This is a genomic window from Lentibacillus halophilus, assembly GCF_039522485.1.
Taxonomy (GTDB): domain Bacteria; phylum Bacillota; class Bacilli; order Bacillales; family Amphibacillaceae; genus Lentibacillus; species Lentibacillus halophilus.
In genome coordinates this window covers 510,915-526,079 of sequence record NZ_BAAADM010000054.1, presented here as the reverse complement: position 1 = coordinate 526,079, position 15,165 = coordinate 510,915, and the positions used below count along the sequence as shown (strand labels likewise).

15 protein-coding genes and 1 other annotated feature are annotated in these 15,165 nt (G+C 42.7%); all 15 genes read left to right on the top strand.

Going from position 1 to position 15,165, the window contains the following annotated elements; all coding sequences use genetic code 11:
• Nucleotides 1-102 precede the first annotated feature (102 nt).
• Entirely contained in the window at nt 103-1,215 is a 1,113-nt protein-coding gene (gene spoVE / locus ABDZ72_RS12380; RefSeq protein ID WP_425542380.1) for a stage V sporulation protein E, read from the top strand.
• 146 nt (nt 1,216-1,361) lie between these two features.
• Nucleotides 1,362-2,153 carry a cell division protein FtsQ/DivIB gene (locus tag ABDZ72_RS12375; RefSeq protein WP_343753539.1) on the top strand — a complete coding sequence of 264 codons (792 nt, stop codon included), beginning with the start codon at nt 1,362-1,364 and terminating at the stop codon, nt 2,151-2,153.
• Nucleotides 2,154-2,342: 189 nt separating this feature from the next.
• Nucleotides 2,343-3,632 carry a cell division protein FtsA gene (gene ftsA / locus ABDZ72_RS12370; protein WP_343753537.1) on the top strand — a complete coding sequence of 430 codons (1,290 nt, stop codon included), beginning with the start codon at nt 2,343-2,345 and terminating at the stop codon, nt 3,630-3,632.
• 122 nt (nt 3,633-3,754) lie between these two features.
• Nucleotides 3,755-4,918 carry a cell division protein FtsZ gene (gene ftsZ, locus ABDZ72_RS12365; protein WP_343753535.1) on the top strand — a complete coding sequence of 388 codons (1,164 nt, stop codon included), beginning with the start codon at nt 3,755-3,757 and terminating at the stop codon, nt 4,916-4,918.
• Between the two features lie 276 nt (nt 4,919-5,194).
• Complete coding sequence (gene spoIIGA, locus ABDZ72_RS12360; protein ID WP_343753533.1) at nt 5,195-6,115, top strand: sigma-E processing peptidase SpoIIGA; 921 nt, start codon at nt 5,195-5,197, stop codon at nt 6,113-6,115.
• Between the two features lie 77 nt (nt 6,116-6,192).
• The gene (gene sigE, locus ABDZ72_RS12355) at nt 6,193-6,912 is read left to right on the top strand and encodes an RNA polymerase sporulation sigma factor SigE (protein ID WP_343753532.1); all 720 of its coding nucleotides are present in this window, start codon (nt 6,193-6,195) and stop codon (nt 6,910-6,912) included.
• 121 nt (nt 6,913-7,033) lie between these two features.
• Nucleotides 7,034-7,813, top strand: a complete 780-nt coding sequence (gene sigG, locus ABDZ72_RS12350) for an RNA polymerase sporulation sigma factor SigG (RefSeq protein WP_343753530.1) — start codon at nt 7,034-7,036, stop codon at nt 7,811-7,813.
• Between the two features lie 197 nt (nt 7,814-8,010).
• Nucleotides 8,011-8,283, top strand: coding sequence for a YlmC/YmxH family sporulation protein (locus ABDZ72_RS12345; protein WP_343753528.1), 273 nt, complete (start codon nt 8,011-8,013; stop codon nt 8,281-8,283).
• Between the two features lie 103 nt (nt 8,284-8,386).
• Entirely contained in the window at nt 8,387-9,202 is an 816-nt protein-coding gene (gene pgeF, locus ABDZ72_RS12340; protein WP_343753526.1) for a peptidoglycan editing factor PgeF, read from the top strand.
• A gap of 18 nt (nt 9,203-9,220) precedes the next feature.
• Nucleotides 9,221-9,904, top strand: a complete 684-nt coding sequence (locus ABDZ72_RS12335; protein WP_343753524.1) for a YggS family pyridoxal phosphate-dependent enzyme — start codon at nt 9,221-9,223, stop codon at nt 9,902-9,904.
• 5 nt (nt 9,905-9,909) lie between these two features.
• Nucleotides 9,910-10,353, top strand: coding sequence for a cell division protein SepF (locus ABDZ72_RS12330; protein ID WP_343753522.1), 444 nt, complete (start codon nt 9,910-9,912; stop codon nt 10,351-10,353).
• A 6-nt stretch (nt 10,354-10,359) separates the two neighbouring features.
• Nucleotides 10,360-10,620, top strand: a complete 261-nt coding sequence (locus ABDZ72_RS12325) for a YggT family protein (protein WP_343753520.1) — start codon at nt 10,360-10,362, stop codon at nt 10,618-10,620.
• A gap of 10 nt (nt 10,621-10,630) precedes the next feature.
• The gene (locus ABDZ72_RS12320) at nt 10,631-11,407 is read left to right on the top strand and encodes a YlmH family RNA-binding protein (protein WP_343753517.1); all 777 of its coding nucleotides are present in this window, start codon (nt 10,631-10,633) and stop codon (nt 11,405-11,407) included.
• A 67-nt stretch (nt 11,408-11,474) separates the two neighbouring features.
• Complete coding sequence (locus ABDZ72_RS12315; protein ID WP_343753515.1) at nt 11,475-11,990, top strand: DivIVA domain-containing protein; 516 nt, start codon at nt 11,475-11,477, stop codon at nt 11,988-11,990.
• A 60-nt stretch (nt 11,991-12,050) separates the two neighbouring features.
• Nucleotides 12,051-12,274: a binding site (T-box leader), on the top strand.
• Between the two features lie 74 nt (nt 12,275-12,348).
• Complete coding sequence (gene ileS / locus ABDZ72_RS12310) at nt 12,349-15,108, top strand: isoleucine--tRNA ligase (protein WP_343753513.1); 2,760 nt, start codon at nt 12,349-12,351, stop codon at nt 15,106-15,108.
• Nucleotides 15,109-15,165 lie beyond the last annotated feature (57 nt).

Sequence of the window (15,165 nt, the reverse complement as noted above, 5' to 3'; positions counted from 1 at the left end):
AACGCAGCAGCCTGGCTATTACTAGATGTCCATTCCGGGCACATCCGGAACAGAAAACGGAAACGACGCCCCTATTCCAACCTTTCGGAACGGGGTGTTTGCATGCTACGGAACTTGTTCAAGTCTAAAAATGCACCGGACTATACATTACTTGCCGTCATTCTGATGTTAATCGCAATAGGGGCTGTCATGGTTTATAGTTCTTCCTACATTTGGGCGGAATATAAGTATGCTGATCCGTATTTTTTTCTAAAACGGCAATTGCTGTTCAGTGGCATAGGTGTTGTTGCACTGGTTTTCTTCATGGCCATTCCGTATACTACATGGAAAAAATACAGCCATATCGCTCTTTTAGTCTGCTTTATCATGCTTTTGCTCGTGTTGATACCGGGGATCGGTATGGAACGCGGCGGGGCGCAAAGCTGGATTGGCGTCGGTGCTTTCAGTGTGCAACCGTCTGAGTTTATGAAGCTTGGTTTGATTATCTATTTAGCTGCTTATTTAACGATGCACCAAAAATTTATTACGTCTTTAAAAAAAGGATTTTTACCGTGTCTTCTTCTCGTATTTACGGTATTCGGCCTCATTATGCTCCAGCCGGATCTCGGAACAGGAGCTGTACTTGTTGCGGCGTGTATGATCATGATTTATGCAGCAGGAGCCAAAGTGAAGCACTTTGCAGGAATTTTGGCGATTGGACTCATTGGATTAGCCGGTCTGATTCTTTCCGCGCCATATCGCATCAGTCGGATTACAGCCTTTCTAAATCCATGGGAAGATCCGAGCGGTGATGGGTTTCAAATTATCCAGTCCTTGTATGCCATTGGCCCTGGGGGGTTAATGGGGCTCGGATTCGGAGAAAGCATTCAGAAATATTTTTATCTTCCGGAACCGCAGAATGATTTTATTTTTGCAATCATTGGTGAAGAATTTGGTTTTCTAGGCAGTACCTTTGTGATTGGATTGTTTGTGCTGCTGTTTTGGCGAGGTATGCGCATTGCGTTGCAGGCTCCTGATAACTTCGGGAAGTTTTTAGCCCTTGGTATTGTAGCGATACTTACCATTCAGGTTATGATGAACATCAGTGTTGTTATTGGTTTAATTCCTGTCACTGGGGTCACCTTGCCGTTTTTAAGCTATGGCGGATCATCTTTAACATTGACGCTTTGCTTGGCCGGAATTCTACTGAATATCAGCCGGTATGCGAAATTATAATAGAGATAGATTTGCAAAAACTGGTACAAGTTTACTACATATTCTATCTTCATATGTGCTATAATGGAAAGTGATAAAACGGCATGGTATCGTGCCGTTTTCATCATTTCACAGATATTAATTACCTGACAAAGGAAGAAATAGAATTGAGGAAAAAGAATGTTGTTTCCATTGAGGATCGCATACCAACCCTAAAGCAAGAACGAAAGAAAAAAGCAAATCGCCGTCTTCTATTTTATGTTTCTATTTTTTTCCTATTGCTTTCCGTCATTGTTTATCTTCAGTCCCCATTAAGCGATGTCCGCACGATTACGATTACCGGCAATTCATTTGTAAGCGACAAGCGCGTTAAAGAAGCCATTGATTTATCTGAGGGGACGAACATTTGGACTGTTGATAAAAATGGAATAATACAGGCAGCATCTTCCAATCCCGCCATCAAAGATGTGGATGTAGAGCGCCAATTGCCTTGGACAATTGAATTGCATATAACTGAAACAGAGCTGGTCGGTTATGTCCATAAGAATGATGATGTTTATCCGGTTCTCGGTAACGGGAACGTATTGACAGAACGACCGGAGTCATCAACGGCGAATGGAAATGCCCCGCTCCTTATAAACTTCTCTGAAAAGACTTATTTGAAAGATATGGCAAAAGAGCTTCGTTCATTGCCCGTGAGCATCCGCAAGCTCATATCGGAAATACATTGGAAGCCGGAAAAGGATAATAAGCATAACATTCTGCTCTATATGAATGACGGAAATTTGGTGGATGGGACTATCCGGCATTTTGCGGATAAGATAAGTGTTTATCCATCCATTGTTTCCCAGTTGGATCCGGATAAAGAAGGGATTCTTCATATTGGTGTCGGGGCCTATTTTGAAGAATTCGAAAGCAAGGAATCAGAGGCAGGAGAGCGATCCAGTCATGATAATTAGACTGATATAAAACGATGAATGAAAAGGATTTTATTGTTTTTATGTCGAATTAATGGATACATATTTTCTTTTTGTGATAATTCCTTTAAAATAATAGATTAAAGGCTAATAATAGAGTAAGATAATCCATCCGGCTGCATATGTTGCGGACGGTTGAGCGTATGCTTCTCGATCAGGAGGTGCCTTTCTTTGAATAACAGCGAAATACTAGTGAGTCTTGACATAGGTACATCAAACATTAAAGTTATCATTGGCGAAGTTTTAAATGATACCCTAAATATTATCGGGGTAGGGACAGCACACTCCAATGGCATGAAGAAAGGTGCAATTGTGGATATTGATCAGACGGTCCAGTCTATCCGGACTGCCGTTGAACAAGCGGAGCGAATGGTAGGCATGGAAATTGACAGCGTTGTGGTCGGTATTGACGGCAAGCATATACAACTGCAGCCGTGTCACGGCGTTGTGGCTGTTCAGAGCGAAAATCGGGAAATTGGCAATGACGATATTACTCGCGTTATTGACGGTGCCCAAGTGGTCTCCATTCCGCCGGAGCGTGAAATCATTGATGTTACTCCGAAGCAGTTTATTGTTGATGGACTGGATGAAATAACGGATCCGCGCGGGATGATTGGTGTGCGGTTGGAAATGGAAGGAACCATTATTACGTGTTCCAAAACCGTCCTACATAACATTCTGAAATGTGTGGAACGTGCCAACCTCAACGTGTCCGATATCTGCCTCCAACCACTTGCAGCTGGGACAGTTGCCTTATCAAAAGATGAAAAAAGTCTTGGTGTGACATTAATTGATATAGGAGGCGGTTCCACCACTGTCTCTGTTTTTCAAAATGAACATTTGGCAAGTACAAGCGTTGTTCCACTTGGAGGGGACAATATAACGAAAGACTTGTCCATTGGCTTGCGCACATCAACCGAGGAAGCAGAAGATATTAAACGGAATTATGGGCATGGGTTTTATGATGATGCTCAGGAAGACGAGACTTTCGATGTATCTATCATAGGCAGCAATCACTCAGAAACATATAACCAGCTGCAGATTGCTGATATGATAGAGGCGCGTCTTGAAGAAATATATGCTTATGCTGAGCGGGAAATCCGGCGCATGGGTTTCCAACAATTGCCGGGAGGGTACGTGTTGACGGGTGGTACCATGAAAATGCCGGGTGTTCTTGAATTGGCACAGGATTTATTCCAGTCAAATGTCCGTATTGCCATTCCCGACTACATAGGCGTGCGTGAACCACAATTTGCCGCCGGTGTAGGCATCTTGCAATTTGCCCACCGTAATGCGAAAATACAGGGAAAAGAATTATTACCATCAGTAGCACCGGAACAGGATGACGTAAAGGCAACAAGGACAAAACGTTCAAAACAGTTGCCCGAAGAGGATCAACCAGCCAAAAACAAGAAAAAAGAATCCGGACTGGCCAATCTGTTTAAGTATTTCTTTGATTAAGCGAATAATCGGTTTAAGCAATGCTCCCGGATAGATGGTTTGCTTGTCGCCGCGCCATGGTTCGGAGCATTTGAATACGTTGAATTCAGCATATTAGTCAGCATATTAGGAGGAACGGATGTATGTTAGATTTTGATACAAACATGGACCAACTTGCTACAATAAAAGTCATCGGCGTTGGCGGCGGTGGAAGCAATGCTGTCAACCGTATGATTGAACATGGTGTGGAAGGCGTTGAATTTATTGCCGTTAATACGGATGCACAGGCTCTCAATCTGTCAAATGCGGAAACAAAGTTGCAATTGGGTGAAAAACTGACACGCGGGCTCGGAGCAGGTTCGAATCCGGAAGTGGGTCGGAAAGCTGCTGAAGAGAATGAGGAACAGATTGAAGAGGCTTTGCAGGGAGCAGACATGATTTTTGTCACAGCTGGTATGGGCGGAGGTACCGGAACAGGTGCTGCTCCGGTGATTGCTCAGACAGCAAAGGATCTGGGAGCACTGACTGTTGGTGTTGTAACCCGTCCGTTTACATTTGAGGGAAAAAGGAGATCAACACAGGCTGGAACAGGTATTGATGCATTAAAAGCAAATGTTGATACACTTATTGTTATTCCGAATGACCGTCTTCTTGAAATTGTGGATAAAAACACACCAATGCTGGAAGCGTTCCGGGAAGCAGACAACGTATTGCGCCAGGGTGTGCAGGGCATTTCTGATTTGATTGCCAAACCCGGCCTTATTAACGTGGATTTTGCTGACGTCAAGACCATCATGTTTGATAAAGGGTCTGCGCTGATGGGGATTGGTATTGCCACCGGTGAAAACCGAGCGTCTGAAGCATCGAAAAAAGCTGTTTCGTCCCCACTTCTGGAAACCTCGATTGATGGGGCTCATGGCGTACTGATGAACATAACAGGCGGCGAGAATTTGAGTTTGTATGAAGTGCAGGAAGCTGCTGATCTTGTGACATCAGCAGCAGACCAGGAAGTAAACGTTATCTTTGGCTCGGTTATAAATGAGAACTTAAAAGACGAACTGATCGTTACGGTTATCGCTACTGGATTTGACGAATCCAGTCAGGAAGAAAATCAAACACGGCAACGTCCTTCCATCGGTCACAATCAGACAGCAGCGACAAGAGAGAAAGACGATGGCTCGAGTGATCATGAAGAGGGGAAAAACCAACAGCAAAGCCAGCAACAGCAAAACCGTCCGAGTCCAAATCAGCAGGACGATGAACTGGACATCCCTACCTTTTTGCGTAACCGCAACCGTAATCGTTAAATCAACCCGTTTGACAGGTAAATATTTTTCGTACAAAACGAATGCGAATCGGTATAGTGGGTCCAAAAAACACCACTATGGCAATGTTGTATAAACGGCCATAGTGGTGTTTTTTGTGCTCAAAACGTTAAGTGCTATCCCGATAAGCTATCTCCGACAAAGTCTCTGATAAGCAGATAAAATTAGCCCCAATAGTCCTACACGAATTGACAGACTTTGCTGTCCAATCCTTCTATACTCGATGTGAATGATCAGCTCCAAGAAAGGAAGAAGGATGTGACCATTTATCTTGATGCTGTCTGGCTACTGAATTTATTGCTGGATATGATGCTTCTTATGCTTACGCAAGCCATCGCAAAAGACAGCACAGGAAAACCGCGTATTATTTTTGGTGCATTTATTGCTTCGTTATTGGTTCCAGTGTCGATTTATTATCCAGATTCATTTTTCACTAGTCTGATCGGCAAACTTATTTATTCTGTCATGATTATTGTTTGCAGCTTTTCATTTCGATCGATTTATCGGATGATGCAATTGTTTTTCTTATTTTATTTTGTAACGTTTTCCATAGGAGGTGGATTGATAGCCATACACTTTCTCGTTCAAAATCCGGTCAACCTGTCAGCGAATGGCATTCTCACATTTAACAGCGGTTATGGGGATCCGGTCAGCTGGCTGTTTGTCGTGATTGGATTCCCGCTTTCATGGTTGTTTACAAAGATCCGTATGGACAAGCATGCCGTGGAAAAAATCCGTTATGATCAACTGTGCCCCATCAGCATTCAAATTAAAGAATGGGAACATGCAACAACAGCCTATATTGACAGTGGCAACCAATTAACGGACCCACTAACAAAAAAACCGGTCATCATTTGTGATCAACACTTTTTGAAACAATGGTTCACAGAAAATGACTGGCACGCATTGAAAACGGCTCATGAAACACTCGACTTTGAAGAACTTCCAATAAAATGGGAAAAAAAGTGTCAGATTGTTCCATATCAAGGCGTGGACGGCAATCGCACATTTATGCTGGCATTGAAACCGGATAAAATCGTCATTGAGTATGACGATAAAGAAATTGTGACACACAAAGCATTGATAGGCATTCAATTTGCAGCACTTTCGAAAGATCAGTCCTACCATTGTCTGCTGCATCCACAGCTTATCAAGATGGCAAGAGCGACAACGGCTTGACGAGGTTCTTCGGAAACTAACGTTAAATGGCTTATACTGCCATTGATTGCAAAACTAGCAAAAAGGAGCGGCTCAATGTGACATTACTAAGACTTCGATTGCGTTTATGGTGGTATAAATTATTATTTAAACTCGGTTTGAAAACAGATGAAATTTATTACATAGGTGGCAGTGAAGCTCTTCCTCCGCCATTGTCGAAGGAAGAAGAACAACGACTGCTGGAATTGCTGACAGACGGAGATAAAACAGCAAGAGCTATGCTTATTGAACGTAATCTTCGTTTAGTTGTCTATATTGCCCGCAAATTCGAGAATACTGGTATTAACATTGAGGATCTCATCAGCATTGGAACGATTGGGCTGATTAAGGCGGTTAATACATTTAACCCGGAAAAGAAAATCAAGCTTGCCACCTATGCATCACGGTGTATTGAAAATGAAATACTTATGTATTTGAGGAGAAATAATAAATTAAAATCCGAAATATCGTTTGATGAACCGTTGAATATTGACTGGGACGGCAATGAATTGCTTTTGTCGGATGTGATGGGAACCGATGATGATGTGACAACGAAAGATATGGAATCAAAAGTGGATAAACATCTGTTAAAAGATGCGCTTCACCAGTTGAATCCGAGAGAAAAACAAATTATGGAACTTCGCTTCGGGCTTGTTGGTCAAGAGGAAAAAACACAGAAAGATGTGGCTGAAATGCTTGGAATATCTCAGTCGTATATTTCACGACTTGAGAAGAAAATTATACGACGTCTGCAAAAAGAATTTAATAAAATGGTATGACCCTGATCTGACGTGAATTCCAGAGGTTTCAAGCCATCTGTGAACCATACCTGACTGCATAAAATCCCTCCCACGGGGAGATACTGACCATGGACAGCATCTCCAACCGGGAGGGTAGAATATGACAAAACATAAAGTTGAAATTTGCGGTGTTGATACGTCAACATTACCCGTTTTAAAAAATGATGAAATGCGTCAATTATTTAAGCAAATGCAGGAAGGCGATCTCGAAGCACGTGAGGAACTGGTTAACGGCAATTTACGTCTTGTCCTGAGTGTCATTCAGCGATTTAATAACCGGGGTGAATATGGTGATGACTTATTTCAGGTTGGCTGTATAGGGCTTATGAAATCAATCGATAATTTTGATTTAGGACATAATGTACGGTTCTCCACATATGCTGTTCCAATGATTATTGGAGAAATCAGGCGATATTTACGTGACAATAATCCAATCAGAGTGTCACGGTCATTGCGGGATAACGCGTACAAAGCTCTCCAAGTCCGTGAAAAATTGATCAATCAAACATCCAAAGAACCAACACCAATGGAAATAGCGGAAGAAATGGGGGTTTCGCATTCAGACATTGTTTTTGCATTGGATGCTATACAGGACCCTGTCTCCTTGTTTGAACCGATTTATAATGATGGCGGAGACCCGATTTATGTTATGGATCAGTTGAGTGATGACAATGATACCGATTACCTTTGGGTGGATAAATTGTCATTAAAAGAAGGGATGCACCAATTGGAAGGACGAGAAAAATCCATATTGAACAAACGATTTTTTCAGGGAAAAACACAGATGGAAGTAGCGGATGAAATCGGTATTTCCCAAGCTCAGGTTTCCCGGCTTGAAAAAACAGCCATTGATCAGATGAATAAGGAAATGTTCGAATAAGTCGTTTCAATTGCGTATTGATCGTCTAAGTGAAGTCATTAATAAGGTATAATGATAAACGATTATCGGCACCATAACATATCTTGTGGTGTCGATTTTTTAATGTGATGGAGGGGATCATCGTACAAGAACATATTCGAGCATAATATTTTAAGACTCTGCCTGCATATGATGGGTAATAAGGCAGGTGAAAACACGTGGTGACGTTATCAGATTTACAAATAAAGGAAGTCATTATGTTGAATGACGGAAAACGGCTTGGACATATTTCTGACTTGGAGATTGATACAACCAATGGACGAATTACAGCGTTGATCCTTTACGCAAAAAATAAAAAGTCGGGGTTGTTTGGAAAAGCAGATGAACTGATTATTCCGTGGAATTATATTGAAGTCATCGGTACGGACGTCATATTGGTTAAGGAAACGAGTACACCTACTCTTTATCCAGATCAATATTTAATCGAATAGCAGATGAATGGGTTGTCATCTATGGTTGAATGATATAATCCATTTATCCATTGCAACGAAAATGTGATAGAATGGAAATAATATTATTCCGGGGGGGACACAAATGACGGAACCATTCCAGCAGCTGACACAATCTGTACTGGCGATTGAAAAGTGGCAAGCCATTTGCCCGGATCTGCGAGCAGGATTTACAACACGACAGGGTGGGTGCAGTTCAACCCCTTTCCATTCATTGAATCTGGGTATGCATGTTTCGGACATTCAGGAAAATGTCGTCACCAACCGACAACGACTGACGGCCACCGTTCCTTTTCCATTATCATCGTGGGTGTCGGGAGAGCAAACCCATCAAACAACCGTTCATGCAGTCACACCGGAGGACATGGGAAAAGGAGCACACCTTTATAAAACGGCGCTACCTGGTGTTGACGGACTTATCACAGAGGAAAGCGGTATCTTATGTACGGCTTACTTTGCCGACTGTGTTCCCATTTACTTCGTAGACCCTGTATCCAAAATGGCCGGCATTGCGCATGCAGGCTGGCGCGGAACCGTGCATCGAATCTGCGAAAAAATGGTGCAATCGTTTCAAGCAAAGGGAACGAATCCGTCTGACTTGCTCGCAGTGATTGGTCCGTGCATTTCCGGTGAGGCTTATGAAGTGGATGAGCATGTTATCCGGTATATTCCTGATGAATGGTGCGCAAAAACAGTCACCGATCAGGGCAATGGACGCTTTTTATTGGATTTAAAACAATTAAATGCAGAAATTCTTTTACAGCAGGGTGTTATACGTCGTAATATAGACGTGACACAATATTGTACTTTCCGTGATGAATCGTTGTTTTTCTCTCATCGACGGGATTATGCAAAAACTGGACGAATGCTCGGTTATATAGGTTTTGTTAATGGATTATGATGGGGAGGAATGGATACAATGGATGTGGCAACCAATCTGGAACATGTTCGTCAGCATATTGGACAGGCATGCGCAAACAGCAATCGGGATCCGGAAGACATAACCATTATCGGTGTTACGAAATATGTTACCATCGAACGGGCGCAGGAAGCGATTGCTGCCGGGGTCACTCATATTGGCGAAAACCGTCTGGAAGGATTTTTGGATAAATACGAATACATACAGGACGATGCTTGTTGGCATTTTATCGGAACATTGCAGTCACGAAAAGCGAAAGATGTCATCGACAAGGCAGATATGATTCATTCGCTGGATCGGATGTCACTGGCTAAAGAAATTGATAAACGGGCCACCAATCCCACACAATGCCTGGTACAGGTTAATGTCAGCGGCGAAGCATCGAAACATGGTCTTTCGCCGGACGAGGTTCTTCCGTTCATTAAGAAACTGGAAAACTATAAAAACATTCGTGTGGCCGGTCTTATGACAATGGCTCCACACATCGATGATGAAGAACGCCTGCGGTCTTTTTTCCGTTCGTTGGCGTCGCTCAGGAATACCGTACAGGCCGAACAGTTGCCGAACGCTCCGTGCGATTATTTATCGATGGGCATGAGCAACGATTATCATATCGCAATAGAAGAAGGAGCCACCCATATCCGTGTTGGATCGTCGTTGGTTGGTTCTGCGGAAACGGAGTGAGCGTATTGAGCATTATGAATAAATTGAAAACGTTCTTCACCATGGATGAAGAAGAAATCTATATGGATGATGAAACGGAGATGAACAGGAGTGATGACGGTTCTGGCCAAACGGCTCACCATCGGAGTAAGGAAAATGTCGTTAATTTAACAAGTATTCAGCAGCCTTCCTCGAAGGTCGTGTTATGTGAACCGCGCAATTATAATGAAGCACAGGAAATTGCTGATAATGTTGTTAATCGACGTGCCGTGGTCATTAATTTGCAGCGTATTGATCACCAGGAGGCCAAGCGTATTGTCGATTTTTTGAGCGGAACCGTATATGCTGTGAATGGGGATATTCAGAAACTTGGTACCGGAACATTTTTGTGCACACCAGAGAATGTGGATGTTTCCGGAAGTATCACCGATGTTTTAACAGAAAACGACGAATCATATAAAGGATGGTAGCAGACGATGGATTTACTATTTGTTTTATTGTCCGGGGCATTGCAGCTTTACAGTTTTGCACTGATTATTTACATTTTCATGTCCTGGTTTCCCGGAGCTCGTGAATCAGCCTTCGGAAATATGTTGACGAAAATATGCGAACCGTATCTTGAGCCATTCAGAAAAATAATACCACCACTCGGCATGATTGATTTGTCACCGATTGTTGCTATTATGGTTCTTTATTTTGCCAGGATGGGTGTCCCGGTTTTATTCGGCTGGTTCTAGGCGGTTTGCAATGGATATATACCAACATTTTCGAAAAGACGAGAAGCCATTCATTGATCAAGCCTTGTCTTGGATAGACGATGTAGAGAAGACCTTTCAGCCGAAACTGACAGACTTTTTAAATCCAAGAGAGCAGCAAATTGTCGACATGTTGGCCGGGACCAGTCTAGAGGATATAACCGTGTTGAAACATGGCGGCCATCCGTCTACTGAACGGAATCGGATTGTCATTGCACCAAGATATGAACCGATCACGGAAGACACCTTTCAACTTGCTCTCTTGCAAGGGTTCTATCATTCCAAATTCGTTTCGCTTACACACAGTGATGTCATGGGCGCATTTTTATCCCTGGGCATCAAGCGTAAAAAATTGGGCGATATTATCGTGGAAGATGGGCTTGTTCAGATGGTGGTCGCCGATGAAATTATCCCATATGTGCTTGCAAATTTGACAACTATCAAAAAAACGAGTATCCGCCTGGATGAAAAGCCGCTTTCAACAATGATCGAAAGCAAAACCGATTGGATAGAATCCACGCATACCGTGTCGTCATTACGGTTGGATACGGTTGTGAAAGCTATTTATAAATTGTCCAGAACAAAAGCCTCTGACATGATCTCACAAGGTTTGGTGAAGGTGAATCATAAAATTATAGACGACAAAAAATTCACCCTTCAAGAAGGTGATATATTGTCGCTTCGAGGAAAGGGCCGAAGCAAATTGGTGCACAACAACGGTTATACAAAAAAAGGTCATATAAACATCACTGTAGCTGTATTAAAATAATTCCGGTACACGATGAAGGATTTTTGTTGTTTTTGTCGAATCAATTTGGATAAAAGGAGGTGGCTGTATGTCATTATCACCGCTCGATATACACAATAAAGAGTTTACACGGAGCTTTCGGGGCTATGACGAAGATGAGGTCAACGAATTTCTTGATCAGGTTATAAAAGATTACGAAATGACCATTCGTGAAAAGAAGGAATTGCAGGAGCAGGTGGAGCAGTTGAATGAAAGGCTTTCGCACTTCACGAATATTGAAAGCACGTTGAATAACTCCATTCTAACGGCGCAGGAAACCGCTGAGGAAGTGAAAGGCAATGCGCAAAAAGAATCGAAATTGATTATTAAAGAAGCTGAAAAAAATGCCGATCGAATTGTGAATGAATCATTAAATAAATCGAGAAGAATTGAAATGGATATCGAGGAACTGAAAAAACAGGCCAAAGTGTTCCGATCCCGTCTAAAAATGCTTGTAGAAGCACAACTCGAAGTGATCAATACAAACGATTGGGAAGACTTATTTAATGACGAAACAGAAGAGGAAAAGGAAGAAACATCCAACTATGTTGACAGCAATGCTTAGGCCTTGACGCTTTCCGAAATATTACATATAATTCATTATGATAAAGGTCTGAACAAATACACAATCATGATGACGGAGACAGTATGAATGTTGCTATTGCTTCAGCGAATCAGGGATGGTGAAAGCCTGATACGGCAAGGTCATTCAGAAAATCACTCCCGAGTGTCCATTTGGAAGCGAGTAAAAATGGACGGTTTATCCACGTTACGGATATCGAGTAAATTTAAAATAAACATCGATTTTAAATTGATAAGGGTGGTACCGCGAGTCTTCTCGTCCCTTTCCGGGATAGAGAGGATTTTTTTATATTCAGACTGTGGTCTAAATAAGTAAACAAAAATGAATAGGAGGAAGTACATTGGATTATAAAGATACACTGCTGATGCCTAAAACAACGTTTCCGATGCGTGGGAATTTACCAAATAAAGAACCGGAACGCCAGAAAAAATGGGATGATGAACACATTTACGAAAAGAATCTGGAACGGACAAACGATCGTCCGATGTTTATTTTGCATGACGGTCCTCCGTATGCCAATGGCGATTTGCATATTGGTCATGCCCTTAACAAGATCTTAAAAGATTTTATTACTCGGTATAAATCTATGAGTGGATTCCATGCGCCATACGTCCCCGGCTGGGATACACATGGACTGCCGGTGGAAACTGCCTTGACAAAAAAGAAAAACGTCGACCGCAAAAAAATGAGCATAGCCGAGTTTCGTCAGAAGTGCGCCGAATATGCTATGGGTCAGCTTGATAATCAACGGACCCAATTCAAGAAACTCGGTGTCCGCGGCGATTGGAATAACCCGTATGTTACATTGACGAACGATTATGAAGCCGCCCAAATCAGAGTGTTCGGTGACATGGCCAAAAATGGTTACATTTATCGAGGATTGAAGCCAGTATACTGGTCTCCATCATCGGAATCAGCACTGGCTGAGGCGGAGATCGAATACCATGATAAACGCTCGCCATCGATTTATGTTGCGTTTGACGTAAAGGATGGCAAACATATATTAAATGGTGGAGAGAAATTTATTATTTGGACGACAACACCATGGACGATTCCGGCTAATCTTGGTATTGCGCTCCATCCGGAACTGGATTATGCTGTTGTCGCTGTTAACGGTGAAAAATATGTTGTTGCTCATGACTTGGTGGAAACAATCACAGCGGAATTGGAATGGGAAAATCCGGAAGTTGTTCAAACATTTCAAGGACACCAAGCAGATAGGATGACCGCTAAGCATCCGTTCTATGATCGTGATTCGCTTGTGATGCTTGGTGAGCATGTGACGACTGATGCCGGTACTGGCTGTGTTCATACAGCACCGGGTCATGGCGAAGACGACTTTCATATGGCGCGCACTTACGGCCTCGATCCACTGTCTCCTGTTGATTATAAAGGATATTTCACAGATGAAGCTCCCGGATTGGAAGGTGTGTTTTATGATCAGGCCAACAAAGTCATTACCGATAAATTAAGTGAAAACGGAAAACTGTTGAAACTGACATTCATTACACACTCGTACCCACACGATTGGCGTACAAAAAAACCGACGATTTTTCGGGCAACATCGCAATGGTTCGCTTCCATTAAAGATTTTCGTCAGGATATTTTGAATGAAATCAAACGAATCAGTTGGTATCCGGCTTGGGGAGAAACACGACTTTATAACATGGTGCGTGACCGGGAAGATTGGTGTATCTCTCGGCAGCGGACATGGGGTGTTCCTATACCTGTTTTTTATGCAGAAGATGGAACGCCAATTATTAATGATGAAACGATTGATCATGTTTCCCAATTGTTCGCACAACACGGATCAAATATCTGGTTTGAATGGGATGCAACCGACTTACTTCCGGACGGGTTTACATCGGAACATAGCCCGAATGGAACCTTTACAAAAGAAACGGATATTATGGACGTGTGGTTTGATTCAGGGTCTTCCCATGAAGCCGTATTGGTGGAGAGGGATGATCAGAAGCGCCCGGCTGATGTCTATCTGGAAGGAAGCGATCAGTATCGTGGCTGGTTTAATTCATCCATCTCAACAGCGGTGGCGGTGACTGGTAAGGCACCATTTGAAACCATTATTAGCCATGGCTTCACACTGGATGGAAATGGACGCAAAATGAGTAAGTCACTCGGCAACGTCATGGATCCGATGAAAATTCAAAAACAGCTCGGGTCGGATATATTGCGTCTTTGGGTGTCGTCTGTAGATTATCAGGCTGATGTGCGGATTTCGCAGGAAATTTTGAAACAGATTTCAGAAGGCTACCGGAAAATCAGAAACACGGTGCGTTTTATGCTTGGAAACTTAAATGATTTTGATCCGGCAAAGGATGCGTTACCTGAAGCAGAAATGGCTGAAGTAGATCGCTATATGCTGCATCGCCTGCAAAATATGTTAACAAACGTCAGGAACAGTTACGATGAATATGAATTTGCTCAGGTTTATTCGGAAATTCATAATTTCTGTACCATTGATTTAAGTTCGTTTTATCTCGATTTTGCTAAGGATATTTTATATATCGAAGCGGCGGATAATGAGCGTCGCAGGAGCATTCAGACAGCTTATTATGAGATTGTGACCACCTTGGTAAAATTGTTGACACCGGTTATCCCGCATACAACCGATGAGATTTGGGAGTATATCCCCGGTGTGGAAGAGGAAAGTGTGCAACTGACTGATATTCCGGAACCACGTGACATAACGGGCTTTGACAAGCTGTATGCGAAGTGGGATCACTTTATGCAGGTGCGAAATGATGTCCTGAAAGCGCTGGAGGAAGCTCGTGAAACAAAAGACATTGGAAAATCGCTGGAAGCCAAAATCACCATTGTTCCGAAAGATCAAGAGACGAAAGACGTTTTGGAAAATATTCCTCATGTTCATCAATTGTTTATCGTTTCTGAAGCTGTTATTACCGATGACGCACCGGAAGCGAACGAGTATCAATACGTATATGTACTTGTGGAGAAACATCCCGGAGAGAAGTGTGCACGCTGCTGGACGGCTTCTGAAACGGTTGGCCAGGATCAGAATCACCCGGATTTATGCTTACGCTGTGCGGACATTGTGAATGAGCATTATACGGTGTCTTAACGCAACCAACGACACAGGCGTCGATAAAATGGGAATGCTTGCGTTACGGCATTCCTA

Coding starts and splice junctions, on each gene's coding strand:
- spoVE (WP_425542380.1), top strand. CDS start 103: ATGCTACGGAACTTGTTCAAGTCTAAAAATGCACCGGACTATACATTA.
- ftsZ (WP_343753535.1), top strand. CDS start 3,755: ATGTTAGATTTTGATACAAACATGGACCAACTTGCTACAATAAAAGTC.
- sigG (WP_343753530.1), top strand. CDS start 7,034: ATGACAAAACATAAAGTTGAAATTTGCGGTGTTGATACGTCAACATTA.
- pgeF (WP_343753526.1), top strand. CDS start 8,387: ATGACGGAACCATTCCAGCAGCTGACACAATCTGTACTGGCGATTGAA.
- ABDZ72_RS12335 (WP_343753524.1), top strand. CDS start 9,221: ATGGATGTGGCAACCAATCTGGAACATGTTCGTCAGCATATTGGACAG.
- ABDZ72_RS12325 (WP_343753520.1), top strand. CDS start 10,360: ATGGATTTACTATTTGTTTTATTGTCCGGGGCATTGCAGCTTTACAGT.
- ABDZ72_RS12320 (WP_343753517.1), top strand. CDS start 10,631: ATGGATATATACCAACATTTTCGAAAAGACGAGAAGCCATTCATTGAT.
- ABDZ72_RS12315 (WP_343753515.1), top strand. CDS start 11,475: ATGTCATTATCACCGCTCGATATACACAATAAAGAGTTTACACGGAGC.